The organism is Ochrobactrum sp. XJ1, from assembly GCF_024701725.1.
Classification (GTDB): domain Bacteria; phylum Pseudomonadota; class Alphaproteobacteria; order Rhizobiales; family Rhizobiaceae; genus Brucella; species Brucella anthropi.
The window spans coordinates 29,374-50,780 of sequence record NZ_VDGD01000009.1 but is presented as its reverse complement, the minus strand read 5'-3'; the positions used below and the strand labels follow the sequence as shown (position 1 = coordinate 50,780).

The following is a 21,407-nucleotide window of genomic DNA, read 5'->3' as shown; positions in this document are numbered from 1 at the left end:
ACGATGAGCACGATGGCAAGATCGCTGAAGGGAAGTTTGTCGAAGGGTTGGGAGATCTTCGCCGATCGCAGTATCTCGACCCATGTTCCCTTCTACGTTCCGATCGAAAACGGCATTATCCGGCTGAAGAACGATTGCCTGGTATCGACCTTGCGTCTCACAGGTTTTTCGTTCGAAACGGCCGATATCGAAACGATCAACATGCTGCAGCGGCAGCGCAACTCGGCTTTCCGCGCTATCTCCTCGATCGGCAATTTTGCGCTCTACACCCATGTTGTCAGGCGCAAGGTCGCGCCGTCCTTGCCCGCAACCTTCACCGACCCCTTCATCCAGCGTCTCGATGATGTCTATCAGGCGAGCATCTCGAGGAACGAGATGTTCGTCAACGACACCTACATCTCGCTCGTCGTGCGCCCGCTGTTCAAACAAGGATCCGCGCTTTCCCGCATCATGGGCATCGGTGGCGATGTCGTTCGCAAGGAGCAGTTTCGCTCGATGCGAGACAAATTGGTTGAGGCGACGAAAGCGCTCGAAAAGTCGCTCGCCGCCTACGGTCCGAAGGTCCTGCGTGACGTGCAACGCGTTCAGGTGGACCTTGGTAATAGGAAGACGATCTACCGCGACTTTTCCGAAAACATGGAAGTCGAGGAGGGGACCCAAAAAATCTGGTTTTCGGAACAATGCGAGTTCTTCTACACGCTGCTGAATGGCGGCCGTGTCCGACCGATCCGGCTCGGCAACCTTCCTATAGACGCGATGCTGCCAGCGCGCCGGACATCGATCGGCAACCGAACCATCCATCTTCAGGGCGATACGCCTGGCGATGACCGCTATGCCGCGGTGGTGTCCTTGAAGGAATATCCGCCCGAGACAGGCGCCGGCATGCTGGATTATATTCTCAAGCTCCCATTCGAGATGGTGCTTACCCAATCCATGTCTTTCATTGACGACATGGCCGCGAGAAGCAGGATCGAGCGCCTCGACCGGCAGCTGTCGAAGGCAGACGAGGGTGGTTCCAGCGTCCAGGCCAATCTCGATCTTGCGCGTGACGAACTGGCGAGGAAACGCGTTGCCTTCGCCGAGCATCATCTCACCGTCATGCCAGTGGCGAGATCGGCGGCCCAACTCGACGATGGTGTCGCCCTGATCGGCAACGAACTTGGTGCGCTGGGTGCCTCTTATGTCCGCGAGGATTTGAACGCGGAACCGGCCTATTGGGCGCAGCTCCCTGGCAATCAGGCCTATATCGCCCGACGTGCCGTAATCTCGACGCTCAATTGCGCGGGCCTGAGCAGCTTCCACGCCTATCCCTATGGCAAGCCGGACGGCAATCATTGGGGTCCAGCGATCACCATATTCGAAACGACGTCAGGCACGCCGTTCTTCTTCAACTTTCACCAGGGCGATGTCGGGCACACAACGGTGTTCGGACCGACGGGTTCCGGCAAGACCGTGATCATGGCCTTCCTGATCCTCCAGGCCTACCGCGTCAGCCCACGGCTGAAAACGGTCGTCTTCGACAAGGACCGCGGTCTCGACATCATGGTGCGGGCGGCCGGCGGAACCTATATGACGCTCGAACCCGGCGAGCCGTCCGGTTGGAACCCACTGCTCCTCGACGATACCGAGGAGAACCGCGTTTTCCTCTATCGTCTCTTAAGCTTCATGTTGAAGCCGGCGAAGGAAGGCGAAAGCCTGACGCCACAGGAAGAGACCATCATCCGCACCGCGATCAAGTCGGTCTTGAAGACAAAGGACCGATCCTATCGCCGTCTGTCGTCACTTCGCGCCCTTCTAGCGGGCAGTGAGCGGACCGAGGGTAGCCTGATCGCGCGGCTCGACAAGTGGGTTGATCACGGACCCTATGCGTGGCTCTTCGACAATGCTGAAGACAATCTCGATATCTCCCGGCCGATGATCGGCTTCGACATGACATCGATCCTTGATGACCCGACGGTGCGGACTGCGGCACTCCTCTACATGTTCCATCGGCTCGACGAGGTCTATGACGGCAAGGCACCAATCATCAATCTCATGGACGAAGCCTGGAAGCTGCTCGACGACGACGAGTTCAAGCGCACCATGAAGGATTACTTCAAGACCATTCGTAAACGGAATGGCCTCGTTATCTTCGGCACCCAGTCGGCCGACGACGTGGTGCAGTCGAGCGTCAGCCGGACGATCATCGAACAGACATCGACCAACATCTTCTTCGCCAATCCGAAAGCCGACGAAAACTCCTACATGGAGCATTTCGGCCTTTCCAGGGCTGAATTCGACTGGGTCAAGAATGGCGACCCGGCTTCGCGCTTCATGCTGATCAAGCAGGCGAAGAGCAGCGTGATCGCCCGTGTCGACATGTCCCATATGCCGGAGTTCATCAAGGTGCTGTCCGGTCGCGAGGAGACTGTGCGCGAGGTCGAGATGCTGCTCGACGAATATGGCAACGATCCGAAGAACTGGCTGTCGAAATTCTGCGACTGGGAGGGGGATGCGGCTGATGACCAACGCAAGGCTTCCTGAGTTGGCGACCGTCAGCGCCATCGTCGTCTCCACCCTGTTCACGCCTGCGCCCGGCTTCGCGCAGGTGCCGGTGATCGACAACGCCCGTCGCAATATCCAGCAAGAGACGGAGAACTGGTACAAGACCTATCAGGCGGATACCCAGGCATTGAAAGGCGCTTCCGGTGGAACGACCGACAGCGTTGCGCCCGGACAGGGTTCAGGCGCGCCGGCCGACTGCTCGGCCGAGGGCATGGCCGGTGACACCGCGCCAGCCGGCCCGTCGAAGCGCACGCATAGCCAGCAGGAGGTCGCCCGCATGGTCGCCGACGAGGCGATCCGCCAGGGTGTCGATCCGAACTTTGCGCTGGCGATCGCCGAGCAGGAATCACGCTTCCGCCAATCGGCGCGTTCGCCGGTTGGCGCGACCGGCGTCATGCAGCTGATGCCGGGGACTGCGGCGGGTCTCGGCGTCAACCCTTACGATCTGCGGGACAACATTCGCGGCGGGGTCAAGTACATCAAGCAACTGCAGGGCATGTTCGGCGATCGCTACGACCTGATCGCCGCCGGGTACAATGCCGGGCCTTATCGCCAGTCGCTGCAGAACGGCCGCATCCCCAACATTCCCGAGACACAGGACTACGTCAAAAAGGTCTCGGCCTATTACAGCCGGAACAAGGCCGAGAACGGTGACCGGACCCCGTCGGGCGATGATGTCGAAACGGAAACCGTCAGTGACACCCGTGGATGCGGCGAGCAGCTGAAAAAGGCCGTCGACCGCAACACCGAGGCGCAGGTCGAACGCGGCTCAGTCTGGAACGAGCTCTTGGGAAAATCACTTGCGGCAAACCAGCAGTACCTTCAGCGTCTGCAGGCGGGACTGCAATCTTCTTCCGCGGCCTTGCGCGGCTCGGGAGGCGGCAACGCCAAGGACCACGATGGTTCCCTCGTCATGGCTGAAGTCCAGTGCCCCTCGACGATCATCGATACCGGCAGCACCCGATGCTTTGCCGTCCCGTCGACCGCCACCACCGATCAGATTCAGAGCTGGCTCGAGGACCTGCAGGAGCAGGCACGCGCCAGTGGCGATGTCGCGACCTTCTCGGTGCTGGAGGATCCCGCACTCGGACTGGTGACGGTCGTCGACGCCAGGCCAACGGCAAATTGAACAGGAAGAGAGAGGACAGGCAGATGAAGAAAATCGTTATTGCCGCGGCGCTCAGCATCACCACGGTGTCCCACGCCTTCGCGCAGGTGCCGGTCAAGGATTCGGCCAATATCGCGATAAGCCAGGAGATCGAAAAGCTCTCGAAAAAGATCCAGGGCGACACGTCCATCGTCATGGACAACACGATCAAGACGCTTCAGGCGATCACCGGCGACCGGTCACAGGATGCGAGCCAGTTTGCCAAGCTCGCCACCGGCAATGGGTTCAGCATGGGCCAGGCGCCCGATTTCAACAGCATCCTGTCGGGAAATGAAGCGTTGTTCGGCGGCATCAGCGGTGAATTCCAGAATACGGCCGCCAAGCTCATCAACGGGCTCAATCTGGTGAAAATGGTTGTCGATACCGTCAAGGGAGGCGAGCTGTCGGGTGCCAACCAGGCCTATTCACAAGGCATCAACGCGCTGACCACGCTGACGGCCCTTACGGACGCGATGAACAGCGCCACCAAGGACCGGCAGAATGCCTTCATGCAGGCGACGCAGCAGATCGGCACGGCGCAGGATCTCAAGGGCGCGTTGGAACAGAACACGCAGATGGTACTGCAGGGTAACCAGACCGCCAACGAGGCCGTCGGCTCGCTGAACAATCAGGTGATGCTGCTTAACCAGCAGTATAAGGCGGCACTCGCGACCTCATCGCAAAACCTCAAGACCTTCGCAACACTTCCTGACAGCGTGATACGCAATGGTGGCGGTGTCGCAGACGGTGCTTCGGTTCGCGACCAGTTGCAGGCATTTGAGGAGCAGAACCAGTGAGGTTTATCCCTGTGCTGGTCATCGCCCTTATCATTTTGTCCGGATGCGCAGGCAAGTACGAACAGCTGGCCAAATGCTCAGCCGACGAGAACCCCGTGCCGGCGCTCGGCTACGAGGCACAGCAGGAACCGACGGCGCCGCAACAGGCGCTCACGGAAATCGTCAGCAGTGATTGCGGTCCGATGCGACCCGTCAATTCCTTCCAGGGGGAATGATGGATCCGGTCAGCTACGCCGTGAATTTTTATGGCGATGCACTCGCATACTTCGACAAGATCAACGAGGCGTCGCTGGAGAAAGCCTGGGGGCTGTTCGCCGAGAACAGCAATCTGGTCTCATCGATTCTGGCACTGTTTCTCATTCTCTATTTTCTCTGGGGCGCGCTCGGCCTGTCGAGCGTATCTCTTCAGGACATGGCGATCACGGCCTCGAAACTCGCGTTTGCCTATGCGCTGGTCATGTCCTGGGCCACCTTCTACGACAATATCGGCCAGATCGTTCTGACGTCACCACAGGACCTCGGTGCTGCCATTTCCTCGGCGATGGGCGGGCAGGCGGCCGGCTCCGATCTTGCCTCTCAGGTCGCGAGCATGTCCCGCAAGGTCTACGATTTCGCCATGCAGCTCTTCAATTCCTACGAATCCGGGTGGATGCCGAACGTCACCGGCGCGGTGGTGGTGTTCATCGTTCTCGTTTTTGGCCTCCTGCCAATGTTGCTGATCCTGACCGGAGTGACGCTGTTCGCCAAGATGATCACCGCCGTCATGCTGGCGATCGGGCCGATCGCCATCCTTTCCTATTTTTTCGGTATCACGCGTTTTGTCTTCGAGGCCTGGGTCAGGGGCATCGCCTACGGCATGTTCATGCTGCTTTTCACCTACGTCATGGCCGGACTGTCGTTCGGCTTCCTGATCGGCATGATGGATACGATCAATGGCGAAATGGCAACCAAGGAAAACGCGCTCGCCATCGTAGTGGCCATGGTGCTCTACCTGGCGCTGATCTCCTATTTCATTTTCCAGGTACCTGAATTCGCGAGGACATTTGCCTATAGCTCGATGACAGCGAGTACGCCTGGCGGCGGCGGTGTTAGCACAATGTACGGCGCTGCCCGCGCGAGACTCGGTTCTAGCACTTCCAGAAGCGGACAGGCCGCCGCAGTGGCCCTCGGAATGCTGGCCGGACCGAAAGGCGCGGCCGCAGCGGCGGCCCTCGCCGGCCGCGGCACGATGGCGGGTGCCGGCGCGCTCGGCCGGATGCTGACCATGCGCCGGCGTAGCGGTGAATGAGGCGAGAAATGCGCGGGTCGAATCCAGCTTTTTCAGATGTAAGCCGGGTCTGACCGGCGACGCAGCTCGCAAACCTTAACGACGATCATGATTTTGGGGATTGAACTTGGCATTGTTCAGAAAGCAATTGCGTTCCGCACCGACCGACCAGGTCGCCGGTCCGCAGGACATGTACGATCAGCACCTTTCCTGGGGTGAGAAAAACCGATCACTTCGTGCCTTGATCGGCATCATCCTGCTGGGGTTTGCCGTGGCCGGCTGGGCCGTCGCAGGTGTGCTGTCGTTTTCGGTGGCGCAGCTCTTTCCGCTCGTTCGCACCGAGGTCGTTCCGCTGATCGTCGATCGGAACACAGGTTATATGGAGACGGTAACCACGCTCGATAAAGACCGTGCGACGGTTTCAGAAAACCAGGCGGTGCGCGCAGCCTTCGCCGGCAATTACGTCATTCGCCGCGAGACCTACGATCCCCGCTATCTATCGGATAATTTCGACATGATTGCGCTGTGGTCCGAACCGGGCTCGCAGGCCTTCAAGGACTACGAGGCCTGGATGAATCCCTCCAATCCGAGGGGGCCGGTCAAGATGCTCGGTGCAACCGGAGAAATCCGCCCGGAAATCCTCTCGGTCAATCCGCTTAATCCATCGACCATGGCTGTTCGCTTCGAAACAAGGGAACGTCGCCGCGGTGGCGATGTCGTCACGCGCTGGTCGGCGACGATACGCTACCGACAGATCAACCTGCCCGCCAGCAACCGGGTCCGTCTCTTCAATCCTCTCGGCTTTGTCGTGACCGAATATGCAAGGGTCCCCGAAACCATGCCGTCGGGGATCGCGCCATGATGAGGCGGACGGCAGCAATTTCCCTCCTGGTACTGCTCGGGCCGCTGGCTGCACATGCTGAACTGGTCGCCCGGCCGGGACGCCTCGACCCAAGAATCCGGTCACTTCCCTATTCGGCCGAGCAGGTCTTCCTCGTAACGGGCACCTACGGGCTGGTCACGACGATCCTCTTCGGCGCCGATGAGGACATAACACAGGTCGTCGCCGGCGATACCGTCTCCTGGCAGATCCTCACCTCGGCTGATCGGCGCTCGCTCACGCTGAAACCGATGGAGAAGGACGCGGCCACCAACCTGTCGGTGGTCACGACGAAGCGAACCTATTCCTTCGACCTGCGTGTCAACGACACCAAGGCGATGCAGAACCAGACCTTCAAGTTGCGCTTCACCTATCCGGAAGACGCGGGTCTCAAAGGCACGGCGGAGCTCTGGAAACAGGCGCAGGATGCGCAGCGCAATCCCAATATCAAGAATATCCGCCGCGACAAGGTCAATTACGACTACGGGTTCAAGGGCAGCGACGGAGCCAAACCGCTCTGGGTCTTCGACGATGGATTGAAGACCTTCATGAAATTCACCGGTGACATCCCGGCAATCTTCATCGTCGATGGCAGGCGCCGCGAGAGCCTGGTGAATTATCGCCGCGAAGCCGACTACATCGTGATCGACAAGGTCTCGCGGCAATGGACGCTACGCTTTGGTACCGAAGCCGAAACCTGCCTTTTCAATCTGAGGACAACGCCTGCCGATATACCGGCGCCGATCGAGGGCGCGGTATCGCCGAAGCGAATTGGCAGCGGGACAACCAATCAGCAATCGCAATCAAGATAGGAGGTGCTCCATGTCGGATCCCAACTACCATTCCATCGACACTGATGCATCCATCGGCGGACAGGTCAGGCGCGGTGGTATGGGCCTCATGCGCCCGTTTGCAGTCGTCGCCAGCATCGCCGGCGTTGGTGTCGTCCTGTATTTCCTTCTGGCGGGTGGGGAGGCGGAGCAGCCGATCGACACGACCCCTCGCGAGGAATTCCGGCCGGTCCAGACACCGCGAAACGAGGGGTTCCGGACGCCGTCACCGCCACCGCTGCCCACGGTCGAAGTCCCTGCAGCACCACCTCCGCCTCCGCCGCCACCGGCGCCGCGGGTGCCGGCCGCAGCCCCTGTCGCACCGCCCGCGGACATCGATTGCTCCCGGGGCAAAAATCCCGACGATCCGAAATGCATCGAGCTAGAGCGGAAGGCCAAGCTGCTGGAGCGCGTCCGCTCTTCTGCCATGGTCTTCGATCAATCCGACCAGACGAGAAGCGCTTCGGCGACGTCGTCCGACGCTGCTGGCGCAGGTCCGTTTGGGGCAAATAGCACGGCCAGCGCATCAAATACCGTTACTGGAGATGGTGGCGGGGCTGTCGATGGCGATCGTGCCTTCCTGAAGGCGATGGGCGGACAGGGGGTGGAGGTGTCGACCGCCACAGAAAATCGCCGTACCGATGCCTGGATACCGCAGGGCACGATGATCCGCGGTACGCTCGAAACAGCCATCAACTCCGATCTCGCCGGGATGGTGAAGGGGATTGTGCGTGAGGACGTCTATTCCTTCGATGGCCGTCGTACTCTTATCCCCGCCGGATCCTCGCTGATCGGTGATTACAAGTCCGGCGTCCAGAGGGGACAGGAGCGGATCCTGATTGTCTGGACGCGGATGATCCGTGGCGACGGCGTCTCGGTGCAGCTCGGTTCCTATGGGACGGACCGTCTTGGCCGTTCGGGCATGACCGGCATGGTCGACAGGAAAAATTGGGAGCGGTTCGGACCGCCGGCGCTGATGACGCTGATCGGCGGCGCGACACAGTACATCGCGCAGCTTGGCCAGAAGGAAGACAGCTACATCACCATCGTTAACGACAACGGCACGGTCACCCGCATCCCGCAGGATAATGGGGAAAGTTCTCAGGACCGTGCCCGCTCGATAGCCGCAGAAACCATTGCATCGGGTATCCAGCAAATGGCGGCAACGGCGTTTGAGGATTCCCGCAACATCCGTCCGACCATTCACATTCCGCAGGGCTCCGATATCAATGTCTTTGTGACGCGCGATCTCGATTTTGCCGGCCTCTATCCTGACCCGGTGCGCGAAGAGTTCGAGCGGTTGCGCAAAGTGAGATACGGCAAATGAATGCCCGCCCCCAGATTTCCGCCGAACAGCACTTTCTAACCGAGGCGCTCGAGCCGATCCGGCTGTTCCTCGACGACCCTGCTGTCGTCGAAATCTCATGCCAGCGCAGCAACGAAGTCTGGCTGGAGAAGATCGGCCAGCTCCGGATGGTGCGCCATGAGGTCTCCGGACTTGACCAGGATGTCATCCGCCACATGGCCTCTCGCGCCGCCTCCTTTACAAAGCAGACGATCAACGCGGAGAATCCACTTTTGTCGGCGTCACTGACGGGCGGCGAGCGCGTTCAGTTTGTTCTGAGCCCGACCTCGGCAACTGGTCACGCCTTCTCGATCCGCAAGCAGTTCATCCGACGGTTCGACCTCAACGACTATGAGGAGGCGGGCGCCTTCCGTTTCACCAAGGTCACCGGTGACGATTATCTCGATGATGTTGATATCGAGCTCTCGCGACTGTTGCGGATCGGAAAGGCGCGGGCTTTTCTGGAGCTGGCGGCCGCCAATCACCGAAGCATGCTGATCTCAGGTGGCACCTCCACCGGCAAGACGACCTTTCTCAACACGATGCTCACCGCTATTGCGAACCATGAACGTTTCATCCTCATGCAGGACACGGCCGAGCTCGAACCCCGCCAGGAAAACGTCGTCTCGTTGCTGGTCTCGAAGGGCGGACAAGGGGAGGCAAGGGTGACAATGGGCGACCTGCTGGCGACGGCGCTTCGTCTCCGTCCCGACCGTATCTTCATGGGGGAGCTGCGCGGCGACGAGGCGTTCGATTTTTTGAATGCGATCAACACCGGTCACCCTGGCTCGATGTCAACGATCCACGCTAACTCGCCGCACCATGCCTTCAACCGCCTCTCGACGCTGGTGCTGAACAGCAATGTCCGCATGGAGCGCGATGATATCATTCGCTATATCCGCTCGATCATCCCGATCGTAGTCCAGTTGAAGAAGAGCGATGCCGCCGGTGGTCGCGGTGTCAGCGAGATCTATTTTGCCGACGAGGTTGATGAACATGGCCAGCGCATACACGGACGGAGAGATTGATCGCCCGAAATGGACGGGCCTCCAGAAACTGTCTTACCTGACATTGCCGGTCGCGCTGCTTGGCGTGGTCTGCATATGGCTCGCCTTCTTCACGCTGATTTACGATGCCTACGTGGTGTCATTCGGATCGACGTCGTATTTTGACTATGTGAGCCAGGTACGCTTTGCCGACGGCGTCCGCTACACCTGGTCGATCATCCATACCCGCAACACGGTTGGATTGTCGCTTCTGGCATTCACGCTTGCGTCACCCTTCCTATTCTTCCTGATGTGTATCTGGATGCTCAAGGGCGGCAGGGCGCTGTCGCGCAAAATCCTCTACCTCCTGCATGTCCGCTCGATGTTCAGTCTGATTGCCCTCACCGTGATGATACTTGCCGCCGCCTGGGCTGGCGCTTTTATCTACGGCTTCGCCTTTTATCTCGTCGCCACGAAAGCTGGCGAACATGCCGATATCGCCAGCTATTATGGCAGCCATCTTGCCGCCATGTATCAGGCACCGTTCGGCACGACGGATACAGCCGGGGTCTATCAGCGGCCATCCCGGCAGACGGTCCAGGCCACACTTGCGGGGCTCGCCGCAGCCGGCGCGCTGGTGGGGTTTCCGATCGGTGCAGCAATCCAGAAGCGCCAGCAGATGATCATGGGCAAGGCCCGCCTTGCGACCCTCAAGGATGCGGCTGACTTTCGCCTGCGCGACAAGCACGGGATCGTGCTCGGGTTGAAACAAGGGCTTCTTCTGCGCAACGACGGCGACCAGCATGTGATGCTGATCGGCTCGCCGGGGCAGGGGAAATCACGTGGCTTCGTCATTCCCTCGATGATGAGTTTCGAGGGGTCGCAGGTCGTGCTCGACATGAGCGGCGAACTGTTCGAGGAGACTTCCGGTTTTCTGAAGGACAAGGGCTTTGAGACCTTCCTGCTGGCGCCGGGATCGAAGTTCACCGACGGTTACAACCCGCTCGACCTGATCAGCACCGATCCGCACCAGCGCATCACCGATCTCCAGAAGCTGACACAGATGCTGCTACCGGAACGATTGCGCTCAGATTCCTCCGATTTCTGGGAGGAAAGCGCCCGGATCCTGCTCACCGCTATGCTCGGCTTCGTGCTCGAATGCCCCGACACCCGCAAATCGCTCAGCGAGCTTTACCGTATCCTCAACTCGATGTCCGACGAGCGTACGGCGATTGTTCAGCTGCTGGAGAACTACGAAACGGTCCTTTCCGACCAGACCCGTATGCAGCTCACCAAATTTGCCGGCCGGCACGAAAAGCTGGGTGAGGGGATTGCGGCCGAAATCGTCGCCAAACTCAATTTCCTGCAGAACCCGCTGGTGGAGGCGCTCACCTCGATTACGACGATCCCGATCGATACGATCAGAAAGCGGAAGATGGTGATCTATATCCAGGCGGACTGGAACGCCATCCAGATCTACGAGCGCCTGATCTCGATGTTCATCCAGCAAATGGCCGACAAGCTGGTCCAGATGGGCCCGCTGCCCAACGGTGAGCACGAAGTCATGATGATGCTTGACGAGTTCGGCAATGGCGGCCGCATCGACACGGTGCTGACGCTCGCCCCGCTTATACGAAAGAACGGCGTGCGTTTCGTCTTCATTCTTCAAGATGGCGCCCAGTTGGAGCGATTGTACCAGCGGTCGGGACAGAAGATCCTGATGGGGGCATCGACGATCAAGGTCTTCATGAACTTCCAGAACCAGGACGATGCGATGGCGGTCTCGCTGGCCGCCGGGAAGACGACGGAATGGGTCGAGCAATCGTCTTACTCCCATCGCCACGGTCGCCGTCAGCGCTCGATCTCGAAAGTGCCGGTCTCCGTCGACCTCCTGCCGGTCAACACGCTGATGATGATGAAGCCAGAGGAGGCAATCCTGCAGGTCACCGGCATGCCGGTGATGCGGATCATGAAACTGGATGCGGGCGGCGAACGGATGTTTGCGAAAGTGCGAAAGTTCAAGATGGTGCCGAAGCCCTGTATCAAGCCCGTTGAGTGGACGATTGCTGACAGTGACCGTTTCGGATATCTCGCGCGCTCCGCGCCGGGTGATCAGGGCGGTAATTCCGAACCCGGAGATGACCTAGACCTTGCTGCGGTCGAGCGCGTCCGCAAGCCCCAGGATTTGCGCTTTGTTGTCAAGGAAGGCATTCGTCACGTTTATATTTCTTCCCTCGATGAGCTACGGAGTCGGCTCGACCTCGATGAGACGCGCGCGGCAGGTGTCGCCGAAGAAGACCTCGGCGGCGGGCAAACGCAGCCGGCTCGTAAACCTGCGCATGGTCCCGCCAGCCGGAAAGCAAAGCGGGGCGAGACAAAAGATGCGCACACCGATTCCGCTAACGACGTCGATCTCGATATCGATGAAGAAAAGCTTGGCCAGAGCGTTTATTCCGGATCTCCAGCAAAGCGGCGCAGGCAACGGGATAGCTCAGGCATCTCGACAGGTGCCGCCGGCGAACGCTCATATGATTTGCCCATTCTGAAACGCCAGGACGTGAAAGAAGCATTCGGAGGTGATCTTAAAGCCCTGAATGACGTCATCTTCCAGCAGGCCGGCGAAAATAAGGTTGAACCAGGAGATTTGAATGCGGACGTCGAGCTCTTGATAGACACGCTTTCAGGCAGGTTGTCGGAGGATAGTTCGAGAGCCTGGCTGCGCGAGTTTGCGGACACTGCGCGCGATCCGTTGGGCGAAGAAGATGAGGAGCCCGACAGCGTGCCGCGCCGCACGTAGTGGGCCAGCGTCAAACCAAACCCCAGTTTACAGGGCTCGACAGGAAGCGGTCGTGCTCCCCAGCATAAGGAGACCGACGACCATGGCCAAAATCGAACATCTCTCAACCCGACACGTTTCCAGTGATCGTAGCCTCGAACGGATCGTGGCCGCGGCCAGGGCCGAACCGGGGCTGTGGCTGATGATAAAAGAGCGAGAAATGGAGCTGAGAACAATGCGGGCCGAACTCGAGCGTCTCGGTGCGAAGGAGAGCGATATCGACCACTTGTTTCCGCAAGGACTGACGCCCACCATGTCTGAACTTGCGGACGATCTCGTTTCTCGCATGTTCGGAGGTTGCCCTCCAGACACGCTGGGTCCGGTTCAGGATGCCCTGCTTGCCGCCGCAAGGCGCGATCTGGATGAGTCTCCATAGAGCCGACCAGTTCGTTTCGAGCTACCACCAGGCATTGACAGTGGTCGGACGAGCTGACGAATGAACTCGTGGCGCACAGGCTCGGACATTACTCACCATGGTAGTTTCGCATCGAGCGCAAATGATTGCCTACAACCTGGCTGCGGGCGCAAATCCTGCCACGTAGACCAATGGCCAGCCATTCGTAAAAACAGGATTGTACCGGCGTAAAGGACAGAAGGCCATTCGGTAGCGTCAGCCAATGGCACCCGTCGCCGAGGTCGCCGCTGGCAAAGGTGTCGCGCTCCAGTGCGAATCAGCCCTGGGCCTTACGAGCCTCGGGGTGGTCGTCCATCCGTTCCACAACGGCAATCGCGCGACACGGCTCCGCTGCATCGCCGCTGGAGGCCGGACAAAACCAATCCCGTCCGGCAGACCTTCATCGAGGCGCTGAAGCCGCTAAGCTGATCAGGCTGCCGTCTCAGCTTCGTGCGAATTCGAGGAGTGGGCCGATATCGTGATCGTCAGCAGCTTTCAGCGCACCGACATAGCGCGCCCGCAGCTCCCCGACATCTGCCAGGCTTCCGCCGCCCCAGGAGAATAGCTCGCCGCCAAGCCGCTCAACGAGCAGATCGGCTGCCAACCGCGCATGGCGTCCGTTTCCGTTGGGAAACGGATGGATCACAACGAGGCGGTGATGAAACCGGATCGCGATCTCATCGCGCGGATAGGTATCATGCTCGATCCAGAACCGGACATCGTCCAGCAGGGCCGCAAGCTCCATCGCAATACGATACGCCTGTATGCCGATGTTGCGCTCAGTGGTGCGGAACGTACCGGCCCATTGCCAGACATCCCCGAACATCCGCTTGTGAAAGGCCTGCATGAAATCGACGCTGAGCAGTCTTTCGAGGGAAAGCCGCCTGAGCCTGCGCACCCAGGCGGCGGCTTCGACGATGTTCTCCTGCTCGGCTTCGTTGAGGTCCTTCCTGTGGGTGATCCAGCTCTGCAGCAGGCCCTCGCGTTCCTGCGGTTCGAGCGGCGTCGCATCCTCCGGCTCCTGGAAGAGATCGGTCATGTCTCGTTCCAGAGATCGCGCTCGGAAAGCCGGTCGCGCATATAGGTCTGGATGCGTGCTTCAAGATCGGTATCGTCCGTGCCTTGCGCTTCCAGCCGCATCGTATGCGCGACGCGCTGCAGTTCGCGCATCGCGATCTTGCGCGCGCGCGCATTGACCATCGCTTCGAGCGATGTGTTCGGGACGAGTGCATAGACGAGGGTGCAGTCGAGCGCCTCGGCCGCGCGCAGCAGCGTGTTCAGCTGGATTGTACCTGCCGCCTCGGATTTTTCGATCGTCTCGACGGTTTGCGGCCGGATGCCCATTCGCGCGCCGAGTTGCACCCCGGTCATGCCGATCGCATCGCGCAACGCGCGCACCCAGCCCTTCGGCGGCGCCTTTGAGCGGTCGGTCGGCCTAAGCCCGTCGAGCCTCTCGTCGAGCCGTAGTCGCGCTCTCCTGCGGATATCGCTTTTCATGTTGTCATGCCTACCAATGCCTAGTCAGTCCATAGACTGATTTATTCTTGCTAACGATCAGCTTATAACATGAGATCTAGTTCAGTAAAATAAGGCTATAGCCTGATATTGTAAGCGTCAAAATCAGTCCATAGCCTGTCTCCAAGTTTCTTGCGCAAGCCTGAAATGAGATGACGAAGCCTGCTTCGCGGCACGAGCCCGCGCCCATCAACTCGGATCCGCCGAATATCTCCGCTGCCTATCCGATCGAGGCCAGGCCGAGAGCCGGAAGTATTTTCCGCGACATCTACGGGCAATTAGGAAGCCGCGAATATGCTTGGTGGCGCGGAGTTGGCCATTGGCCTTGGGATGGCGATAGGTATTGTTCCTCGATCGTCAGCGGCATTCCTTCCGGGAGGGTAGGTTGACGTCTTTGGACACGTGCCGGGTCCTCAGTGGCGGGCTGATACTGCTACTCGCCGCACCAGTTCTGCTATCGTTTTTGCCGCATGCGGCGTTGTCGGCCCATGTCGGCCCTTAACAAATCGCAGCAATCGGGTGCTGCGAGCCCCCGCAACCAGTGCCAACATAATTCGCTCATTATCGCGATATAAAAACGCCTTAACGAGCATCGTCCCAAAATCAAAACCCCGCATCCCCGAATGGTGCGGGCTTCCGTCGTTCAAGGGGTCGACACGGTAGAATGGAGGAGGGCGAACGCCCGCCGCCATTCCACCCTTCAGCCGCGTCGAGCGGCCTCAGCGCGGCTCAAGGGCTGCCCCAAAGCCCCAGCCCTCGAAACTCCCATCCCGCCCGGATGTTAACCGGAAACCGTTCAGGTGGACCACACAAGACCCCGTTCGCGGGAGCGGCGGGTCCTGTCGTTCATAAAGGCGTCGGTGCGCACAAGCGTCGAAACTGCTCAATGGAAAAGCTTTTGCGAAAAAATGTATGAAACTACCGCCTGCTTAGAGTTTGGGTGGCTTTGAATTTTGAATGATAATTAGCTATGTAATTTGCTCACCCTGCCGCGATGCTTGGGAGGCGAAAAGCTCGTGCGGCGGGTAGGGCGGATCATTTTCCTGCTGAATCAGAAAATAGAGTGTTCAAATGATTACGGATACATTCCAAGATGCTTTAGTCACTGCGGGTGTTAATCTTGTTAGATCGCTGAAGGTATCAGATTCGATCGAGATAAAAGAGTGGTGCGGTCTACATACTCTTACTGAATACAGTAGTTCGAGTAGGAATGTTTTGAGCGTGTATATGAATGGCGGTGAAAACTGCTCTCTGATTAGCAACAGGAAAGTGGTTAAACGCGGATTTCATGACGCCATATGCCTGTTTCCCACCAGTACGGGAGACTCTGCTTGGCGCATTGATGGAAAGCTGAACTTTTTACACCTTTATTTTGATACAGACTTCCTCCATGAAGTAGTGCGTGATGCAGTTCCTTATTCTGCGCGTAGAATAATTCTCAAAGAAGTTTTTCAAGAGAGCTGCGATATTGTGAGTTCTGCGGCCGAGAGTATTTATCGTGCAGATTGGAACAAGACGGATCATGCTCTAGGTGTTGATGGCATTGTGAACTGGATTATATTAAATATAATAAGAGAGTATTCGGAAATTAAATTTGGAGACAATAATAGAAATCAGAAATTTAATGAAAGGCAGAGGCGGATATTGGAAGATTATATGAAGACAAATTTGTCGGATGCGGTGCGCCTAGAACAAATCTGCAAAACTGTGAACTTGAGCCAGTTTCATTTTATGCGTAAATTTAAAAACACCTACGGGACGTCGCCTTATGCGTTTCTCCGACGATTGCGGATGGACTATGCAAAAAAGCTGATCCTCAATACGGACATGAAAATATTGTCTGTAGCATTGGAGTGCGGCTATGGTCATCATGCGCATTTCTCCACAGCGTTTCGAGAGCACTTTGGAGTTTCGCCTAAAAAGCTCCGAGAGGAGCGACTTTAGTCGCTATCATGCCTAGCGGCGAAAATGTCATGCAATCGATCTGAACTAGCAAGGTTGCGAAATTTTCGATGTGACATGGCAGGCACCTTCAGTAACTCGCCCAGTTGTCTTGCCTGCTCTTTGAATGACGCCTTCAACTTATCGTGATAAACTATCCCCGCCAAGCCTCCTACTGTTGATTGGGCTGCGGCGTGGAGCGAGTTCAAGTGGCGTGGTTCGTCATACTTATACGAAACAAGCCATTGATTTGGTAGGATATGAGAGACTGAATACCCTTCAGTTTGTCCGTATCTTTGCATGAATTCAGTGAATGATGGTTCAAAATGTGATCCGCCAACACATAGAATTGGGATGAGGCTTTCGCGGCGAGGAGTGAAGTCAGTTGCGCGGACGAGAGCTCGTCCTAAGACATTCGCCGCAGTCGGGTTGGCCCAAGCGGTAGGGCTGCTGCCGATTTCGACGTCAAGAACCGATGCATTAATTGAAAGAAGTGTGCTGCCAGGCTGCCCTTGATACAATTTTCCAGACCAATGGGTGGCCTCAAGCCACGTGGTATAATCATCAAGTCCCGCCTCGGTCCGGCATTGTTCAATTGAAAAATATAGTTTCCTTATTACCGCTGGATGAACAGGGCTAAAGCAACCGCTTTCCATATCCCCCGTTGCTTGGATGCAGAATATCCGGTCTGGTGCGTTCGCGCCTTGGTGCCAATTAACGATTATTACTTGTGAAACATCTCGTAGGCTCTCATTAAGAAATTTGGAATAGCGACTATAGTCGTGGCTCAGCACAGTCTCCGTTCTGACGATGTATGTCGTGGCCGAGCCTCTACGTGCGCGTAAGACCCGCATCCCGTCCAATTCGATATCTGTGCGCTCGACTGAGAGGAGGCCAAGGACAGCTCTGTATACATGTAGAGCAACGGGATCTTCATCTAAGTTGTCACAAAAAATTAGTGCTACGTTCATTTCTTATCTATCCTAGAAAAAGATGAAAAAGACGGAGGCTGCAAGAAGCAACGCCATTGCCCGATTGATGATTACTTCTGTTTTCTTATTTTCGATCTTACTTTTTAACGCCGATCCAGCTATCATCCACGCTAAGTTGCAAGGTAGGAAGACAATTCCGAGGGCACCTGCCATAATAAAACTATCCCAGAACGCGCTTTCCGTCATAGGAAGGAATGCTGCACTTGCACTCGTTCCGAGCAACCAAATTTTGGGATTAAGAATCTGCAACAGTGCAGCTTCTAAAAATTTTGTAGGAGCACCGATTTGGTACTCACTGGTCATATGGGAGCTGGACACGAATATTTTATAGGAAAGGTATAGTAAGTAAGCGCAGGAAAATATTCTCATTGCCGTATAGAGACGATGGTTTGAAGTTATGATTTCTGATGCGCCGTATGAGGTAATCAGGAATAGGAGTGTTACTCCCGCTGAGACGCCCATCATTGCAGGAAATGACTTCCAGACACCATACTTTATTGAGTTGCTGGCGAGCAAGATATTGTTGGGACCCGGAGACATTACGATGGGGAAGGAGAAGGCAATGATCTTCAGTATTTCTTCGCATAGATTATTGCCCATTACGGCCTGCTCCCCGAGACGTAATCAGTAATTTGCGAGCGTGATACTTCAGCTCGACAAGAGGATGGCGATCACGCATCCGATAGGTCGTACCCGTCTTTTCTTGCGGAACACTCGGCCAGTGCTCCAGCGCTGGATGGTTTTTGATCCTGCGCACAAGGTCGAGAATTGCCATCTTTTCTGCACGGCAATAGAGGTATTCTGATGTATCGCCGGGGAGATATTTTACTGTGTATTGTTGAATAATTTCGCCAGCATCTAAGTTTGGGGTGACGCGGTGAATAGTTGTGCTTAGCTTGTCGTAATCTTCGTTGTATAAGGCAAAGAAAAAGCAATGATTTCCTTTGTAATCGGGTAGATGGCCGCCGTGGATGTTTATTATTTTTTCCTGTGGAATCCGATCAAGGATTTTGCGGCTGATTTTTGATGTGCCCATCACTATAAAAAGATTAGACGTGGAGGAGGCTATAAATTTTTCAACCTCGTCATCATTGACAGATTGCGTTATCAATGATCTGCACTTTGCACTGTCGCGAATTTTATCTATGTTCAATTGTGTAGTGGTTTCAAAAAAAGTTTTTCTATACTTGGCGTAGCCGAAAGCGCTTCTCCGAAACTGATGATACAGTGTCCATGCGAGTTGTCTCCATTTGCGTTCTCGCAACAATTTCCGAACGACTAGGTTGGACGGCTCAATTACCGCCTCCACCGAGCCAAAGTTCTCTAATATCTGGTCGATCAGGAAAAAATGATGAGGGCCATCGGAACATAGGACGGTAATTTTGCTCATTAGGCACCTTTAAAGCTAACGTTCAAGTTATTTTGGGCTGATGCCAATCGATACTTGAATTCTGCGCAGAGATATGTCGAGCGTTGCTTGGTGTGGGTTAGCTTTTCGAGCGTTCTTCCGACTAATGCGCGTGCCGGACCACCGCCGCCGGTGACGCGCTCAGAGAGTTCGATAGCGGAAGTTATTTCTGTCATAATTAGAACGTCTGGAGCGTTGTGCATCCCATACAGGACAGGGGTGCTTGACATTGCGTTATCGACTTCTTCGTGCGCCTCACGGAACGACTTACGTCCCTGCGTCACCAAATTTTCTGCCGCCAAAGTTGCAAATGCCTTTGCGTTAAATGTCGCCGCTTCGGTGTTATGGTCGTGAAATTCGAGCCCCTTCGCCGCGTAGGTGAGGACTAAAAGCATGCTAAGGACGGCATTCGACAATTGGGTTACCCCAGTTAAGGCGGACTGGCTTGCTTGGTATGAGTTGCCTGTCGGCAAATGAGAGATAGAAGTAAGAGCGGCAGTGAAGGTGCCAATATTCTGAACGTGTTGAAGCCGAAGCCATTCAAGTACGTAAGGGTTCCGCTTCTGGGGCATGGCAGATGATCGTCCATACATGGCTTCGGGCAGGCCAACAAAGTCAATCTCTTTCATCGTCCAAAGTTGTAAATCGATGACCATTCGATTAAGGGCCGCGCTAATTTCCAGGAAAGAGGACATCCATCTGAGTGCGTTGCTTTTATCACTGATTGCGGCAAGAGAATTTAGGGGGCCTTCACTGAAGCCTAATAGCTCTGCGGTAAATGCGGTATCCGTATTGAAGCTTGTCCCGCCGCCAGCCGAAGCGCCCAGAGGGGATCGCTTCATGCTCATTAGCGTATTGAGCAAATGCCCGCATTTTTCTAACAATGGCTCACAGATACTGGCGAGGTAATGAGCAACCGTGCCGGGCAGCGCGGTTTGAAATTGGCTGTATATCGGAAGAGGGCGAGATAGATTTTTCCGCGAAGTATCGATTAGCGCGGAAGAGAATTCAAGCACACGCTCGATGATTGAAATTGATGCATGTTGCAGTACGAAAATGAGATGCAACGCGTTGATATCATTGCGTGACCTTCCACAATGTACCATGCCACCGATGCTCTTCCCACACCGTTCGATGATATGGTTCTCGTAATCGATGTATGTGCCGCGATCCGATTCTTGTAGCGTGACGATGTTAGTGTCAGCTTCAACTTCCAGCACGGCCTCTTTGAGTAGGAGAAGACTCTCTTTATTGATAATTCCCTGCCTATACAGCATAAGTAGATGGGCTTTTTCGATACGGAGAATACTTTCGATCAGCGGTGGAGGCGTGTAAGCTGCTCCACTTCTTACAAGCCTCCGAACGTCTTGTGCTGTGGGAGTTCTCTCCGGTGGCTCGTATATAATTCTAGTTTTATTTCTCAGGGTGATTGCGGCACGCGTAGCTGCTCGTTCTGATAGCCCCGTTCCAATTACGTAACCTGCACGATCAGAGAAGTCATATTTTCCATCGTTCGTTCCGGCGTGGCGGAACTGGCCTGAACTTTCACATTCATTTGGAAACAATAAGCCGACGTAAGGGCGACCGACAGTAGGAATAACAAAAGCAACGGAATTAAAAAACCTGAAATCTGGGACGAAAAACTGACTGATGCCGGAGATATGGCTTTTTATGTAGAGATCGGGAATTGACCACCCAAAGGCGTTTCCCATCAGCTTCGGGATCATGCCGCCGGCGAGCCTAGGGTTAATTTCAATTACAAATATTTCCTTGTCGCGTATTTTGATCTCTGTATGGGCAGGACCGAATTTGTAGCCTACGGCATCAAGTCCATTCTTTACGGTGGCATGGATTTGGGCCGCGACCTCAGGTGCCAGGACAGTTGGAAACGTGTGGGCGATCTCCAAGAAGTGTGGGGGCTTTGTCGTAAATTTTCTTGTGATACCGAGGATGTGATGGCCAAATTCGTCGGTAAACGTCTCAACGGAGAATTCACGCCCCGTAACAAATTCTTGGAATATATATTCGGTCTGCTCCCGCATTCTGATTTCTGAACGATTTGACAGAAGGTGAACACCTACACTTCCAGTCCCCTCTCTTGGTTTGGCTATAATGGGAAATGCATGTGCGGGAATTTCGTCAATATGGGAGAACGTAGCCGGATAGGCCACGCCTTGGCGTTCGAGAATATGTTGCATTTTATGCTTGTCGCGACAAAGACGAACAGCCTTTGGGCAGTTTCCGGTGAGGCCAAAATGGTGGGAAGCGTGAGCGGCGATCTCAACGAAAGCATCACTCGTTGACGCTACGTACGAGACATTCTCTATCCGACGAATTGCGCGCTCAACGTCTTTGAAAGAACTTGTGTCGCACGAAACTATATTAATTTTATCTAGTATCGTATCAGTAAATCCATACTTGGAAGGGCTTTTGGTTAGAAAATAGGTGTCTTCATATGCGGCCGACCTTTCGGCGACTTCCAATCCAAAGCCGGTCGTATTGGATTCTATATAGATTATAGCCAT

Annotated in this window: 18 protein-coding genes; 12 read left to right on the top strand and 6 right to left on the bottom strand. The window is 56.0% G+C overall.

Annotated elements, in window-relative coordinates:
* Positions 1 to 3 precede the first annotated feature (3 nt).
* The 11 genes from FG152_RS17090 to FG152_RS17040 all read left to right on the top strand — a co-directional run bounded on the left by FG152_RS17090 (position 4) and on the right by FG152_RS17040 (position 13,008).
* Positions 4 to 2,523 carry a VirB4 family type IV secretion/conjugal transfer ATPase gene (locus FG152_RS17090; protein ID WP_498987332.1) on the top strand — a complete coding sequence of 840 codons (2,520 nt, stop codon included), beginning with the start codon at positions 4 to 6 and terminating at the stop codon, positions 2,521 to 2,523.
* Positions 2,501 to 3,673 carry a lytic transglycosylase domain-containing protein gene (locus tag FG152_RS17085; protein WP_498987330.1) on the top strand — a complete coding sequence of 391 codons (1,173 nt, stop codon included), beginning with the start codon at positions 2,501 to 2,503 and terminating at the stop codon, positions 3,671 to 3,673. The genes FG152_RS17090 and FG152_RS17085 overlap by 23 nt, the downstream gene beginning before the upstream one ends.
* Before the next feature lie 23 nt (positions 3,674 to 3,696).
* The gene (locus FG152_RS17080; protein ID WP_498987327.1) at positions 3,697 to 4,488 is read left to right on the top strand and encodes a conjugal transfer protein; all 792 of its coding nucleotides are present in this window, start codon (positions 3,697 to 3,699) and stop codon (positions 4,486 to 4,488) included.
* The gene (locus FG152_RS17075) at positions 4,485 to 4,703 is read left to right on the top strand and encodes a hypothetical protein (protein ID WP_498987325.1); all 219 of its coding nucleotides are present in this window, start codon (positions 4,485 to 4,487) and stop codon (positions 4,701 to 4,703) included. Before FG152_RS17080 ends, FG152_RS17075 begins: the two co-directional genes overlap by 4 nt.
* The gene (locus FG152_RS17070) at positions 4,700 to 5,776 is read left to right on the top strand and encodes a type IV secretion system protein (RefSeq protein ID WP_498987322.1); all 1,077 of its coding nucleotides are present in this window, start codon (positions 4,700 to 4,702) and stop codon (positions 5,774 to 5,776) included. The genes FG152_RS17075 and FG152_RS17070 overlap by 4 nt, the downstream gene beginning before the upstream one ends.
* 106 nt (positions 5,777 to 5,882) lie before the next feature.
* Positions 5,883 to 6,617 (top strand): VirB8 family type IV secretion system protein, encoded by a 735-nt coding sequence (locus tag FG152_RS17065; RefSeq protein ID WP_498987319.1) that lies wholly within the window; start codon positions 5,883 to 5,885, stop codon positions 6,615 to 6,617.
* Positions 6,614 to 7,447, top strand: coding sequence for a TrbG/VirB9 family P-type conjugative transfer protein (locus FG152_RS17060; RefSeq protein WP_498987316.1), 834 nt, complete (start codon positions 6,614 to 6,616; stop codon positions 7,445 to 7,447). The genes FG152_RS17065 and FG152_RS17060 overlap by 4 nt, the downstream gene beginning before the upstream one ends.
* A gap of 10 nt (positions 7,448 to 7,457) precedes the next feature.
* Positions 7,458 to 8,792, top strand: a complete 1,335-nt coding sequence (virB10, locus tag FG152_RS17055; RefSeq protein WP_498987314.1) for a type IV secretion system protein VirB10 — start codon at positions 7,458 to 7,460, stop codon at positions 8,790 to 8,792.
* Entirely contained in the window at positions 8,789 to 9,838 is a 1,050-nt protein-coding gene (gene virB11 / locus FG152_RS17050; RefSeq protein WP_498987313.1) for a P-type DNA transfer ATPase VirB11, read from the top strand. Before virB10 ends, virB11 begins: the two co-directional genes overlap by 4 nt.
* Positions 9,807 to 12,593, top strand: coding sequence for a type IV secretory system conjugative DNA transfer family protein (locus FG152_RS17045; RefSeq protein ID WP_498987311.1), 2,787 nt, complete (start codon positions 9,807 to 9,809; stop codon positions 12,591 to 12,593). Before virB11 ends, FG152_RS17045 begins: the two co-directional genes overlap by 32 nt.
* Positions 12,594 to 12,675: 82 nt before the next feature.
* Positions 12,676 to 13,008: a hypothetical protein gene (locus tag FG152_RS17040; RefSeq protein WP_498987308.1), complete on the top strand. Its 333-nt coding sequence runs from the start codon at positions 12,676 to 12,678 to the stop codon at positions 13,006 to 13,008.
* Positions 13,009 to 13,468: 460 nt separating this feature from the next.
* On the opposite strand, the gene FG152_RS17035 is transcribed toward FG152_RS17040, so the two are convergent.
* A complete protein-coding gene (locus FG152_RS17035) occupies positions 13,469 to 14,065 on the bottom strand; it encodes a mobile mystery protein B (RefSeq protein ID WP_498987305.1) in 597 nt (198 codons plus the stop codon).
* Entirely contained in the window at positions 14,062 to 14,523 is a 462-nt protein-coding gene (locus tag FG152_RS17030) for a mobile mystery protein A (RefSeq protein WP_498987304.1), read from the bottom strand. The genes FG152_RS17035 and FG152_RS17030 overlap by 4 nt, the downstream gene beginning before the upstream one ends.
* Positions 14,524 to 15,612: 1,089 nt before the next feature.
* Here FG152_RS17030 and FG152_RS17025 point away from each other — a divergent pair.
* Positions 15,613 to 16,485, top strand: coding sequence for a helix-turn-helix transcriptional regulator (locus FG152_RS17025; RefSeq protein WP_498987301.1), 873 nt, complete (start codon positions 15,613 to 15,615; stop codon positions 16,483 to 16,485).
* Here the strand turns inward: FG152_RS17025 and FG152_RS17020 are convergent.
* Genes FG152_RS17020 through FG152_RS17005 form a run of 4 tightly spaced genes read right to left on the bottom strand, consistent with a single transcriptional unit; the run spans position 16,482 to position 21,407 of the window.
* Positions 16,482 to 17,453, bottom strand: a complete 972-nt coding sequence (locus FG152_RS17020) for a D-aminoacyl-tRNA deacylase (protein ID WP_498987300.1) — start codon at positions 17,451 to 17,453, stop codon at positions 16,482 to 16,484. The genes FG152_RS17025 and FG152_RS17020 overlap by 4 nt on opposite strands.
* Positions 17,454 to 17,465: 12 nt before the next feature.
* Positions 17,466 to 18,074 carry a LysE family translocator gene (locus FG152_RS17015; RefSeq protein ID WP_498987297.1) on the bottom strand — a complete coding sequence of 203 codons (609 nt, stop codon included), beginning with the start codon at positions 18,072 to 18,074 and terminating at the stop codon, positions 17,466 to 17,468.
* The gene (locus tag FG152_RS17010; RefSeq protein ID WP_498987295.1) at positions 18,064 to 18,864 is read right to left on the bottom strand and encodes a formyl transferase; all 801 of its coding nucleotides are present in this window, start codon (positions 18,862 to 18,864) and stop codon (positions 18,064 to 18,066) included. The genes FG152_RS17015 and FG152_RS17010 overlap by 11 nt, the downstream gene beginning before the upstream one ends.
* A complete protein-coding gene (locus tag FG152_RS17005; protein ID WP_498987292.1) occupies positions 18,864 to 21,407 on the bottom strand; it encodes a lyase family protein in 2,544 nt (847 codons plus the stop codon). The genes FG152_RS17010 and FG152_RS17005 overlap by 1 nt, the downstream gene beginning before the upstream one ends.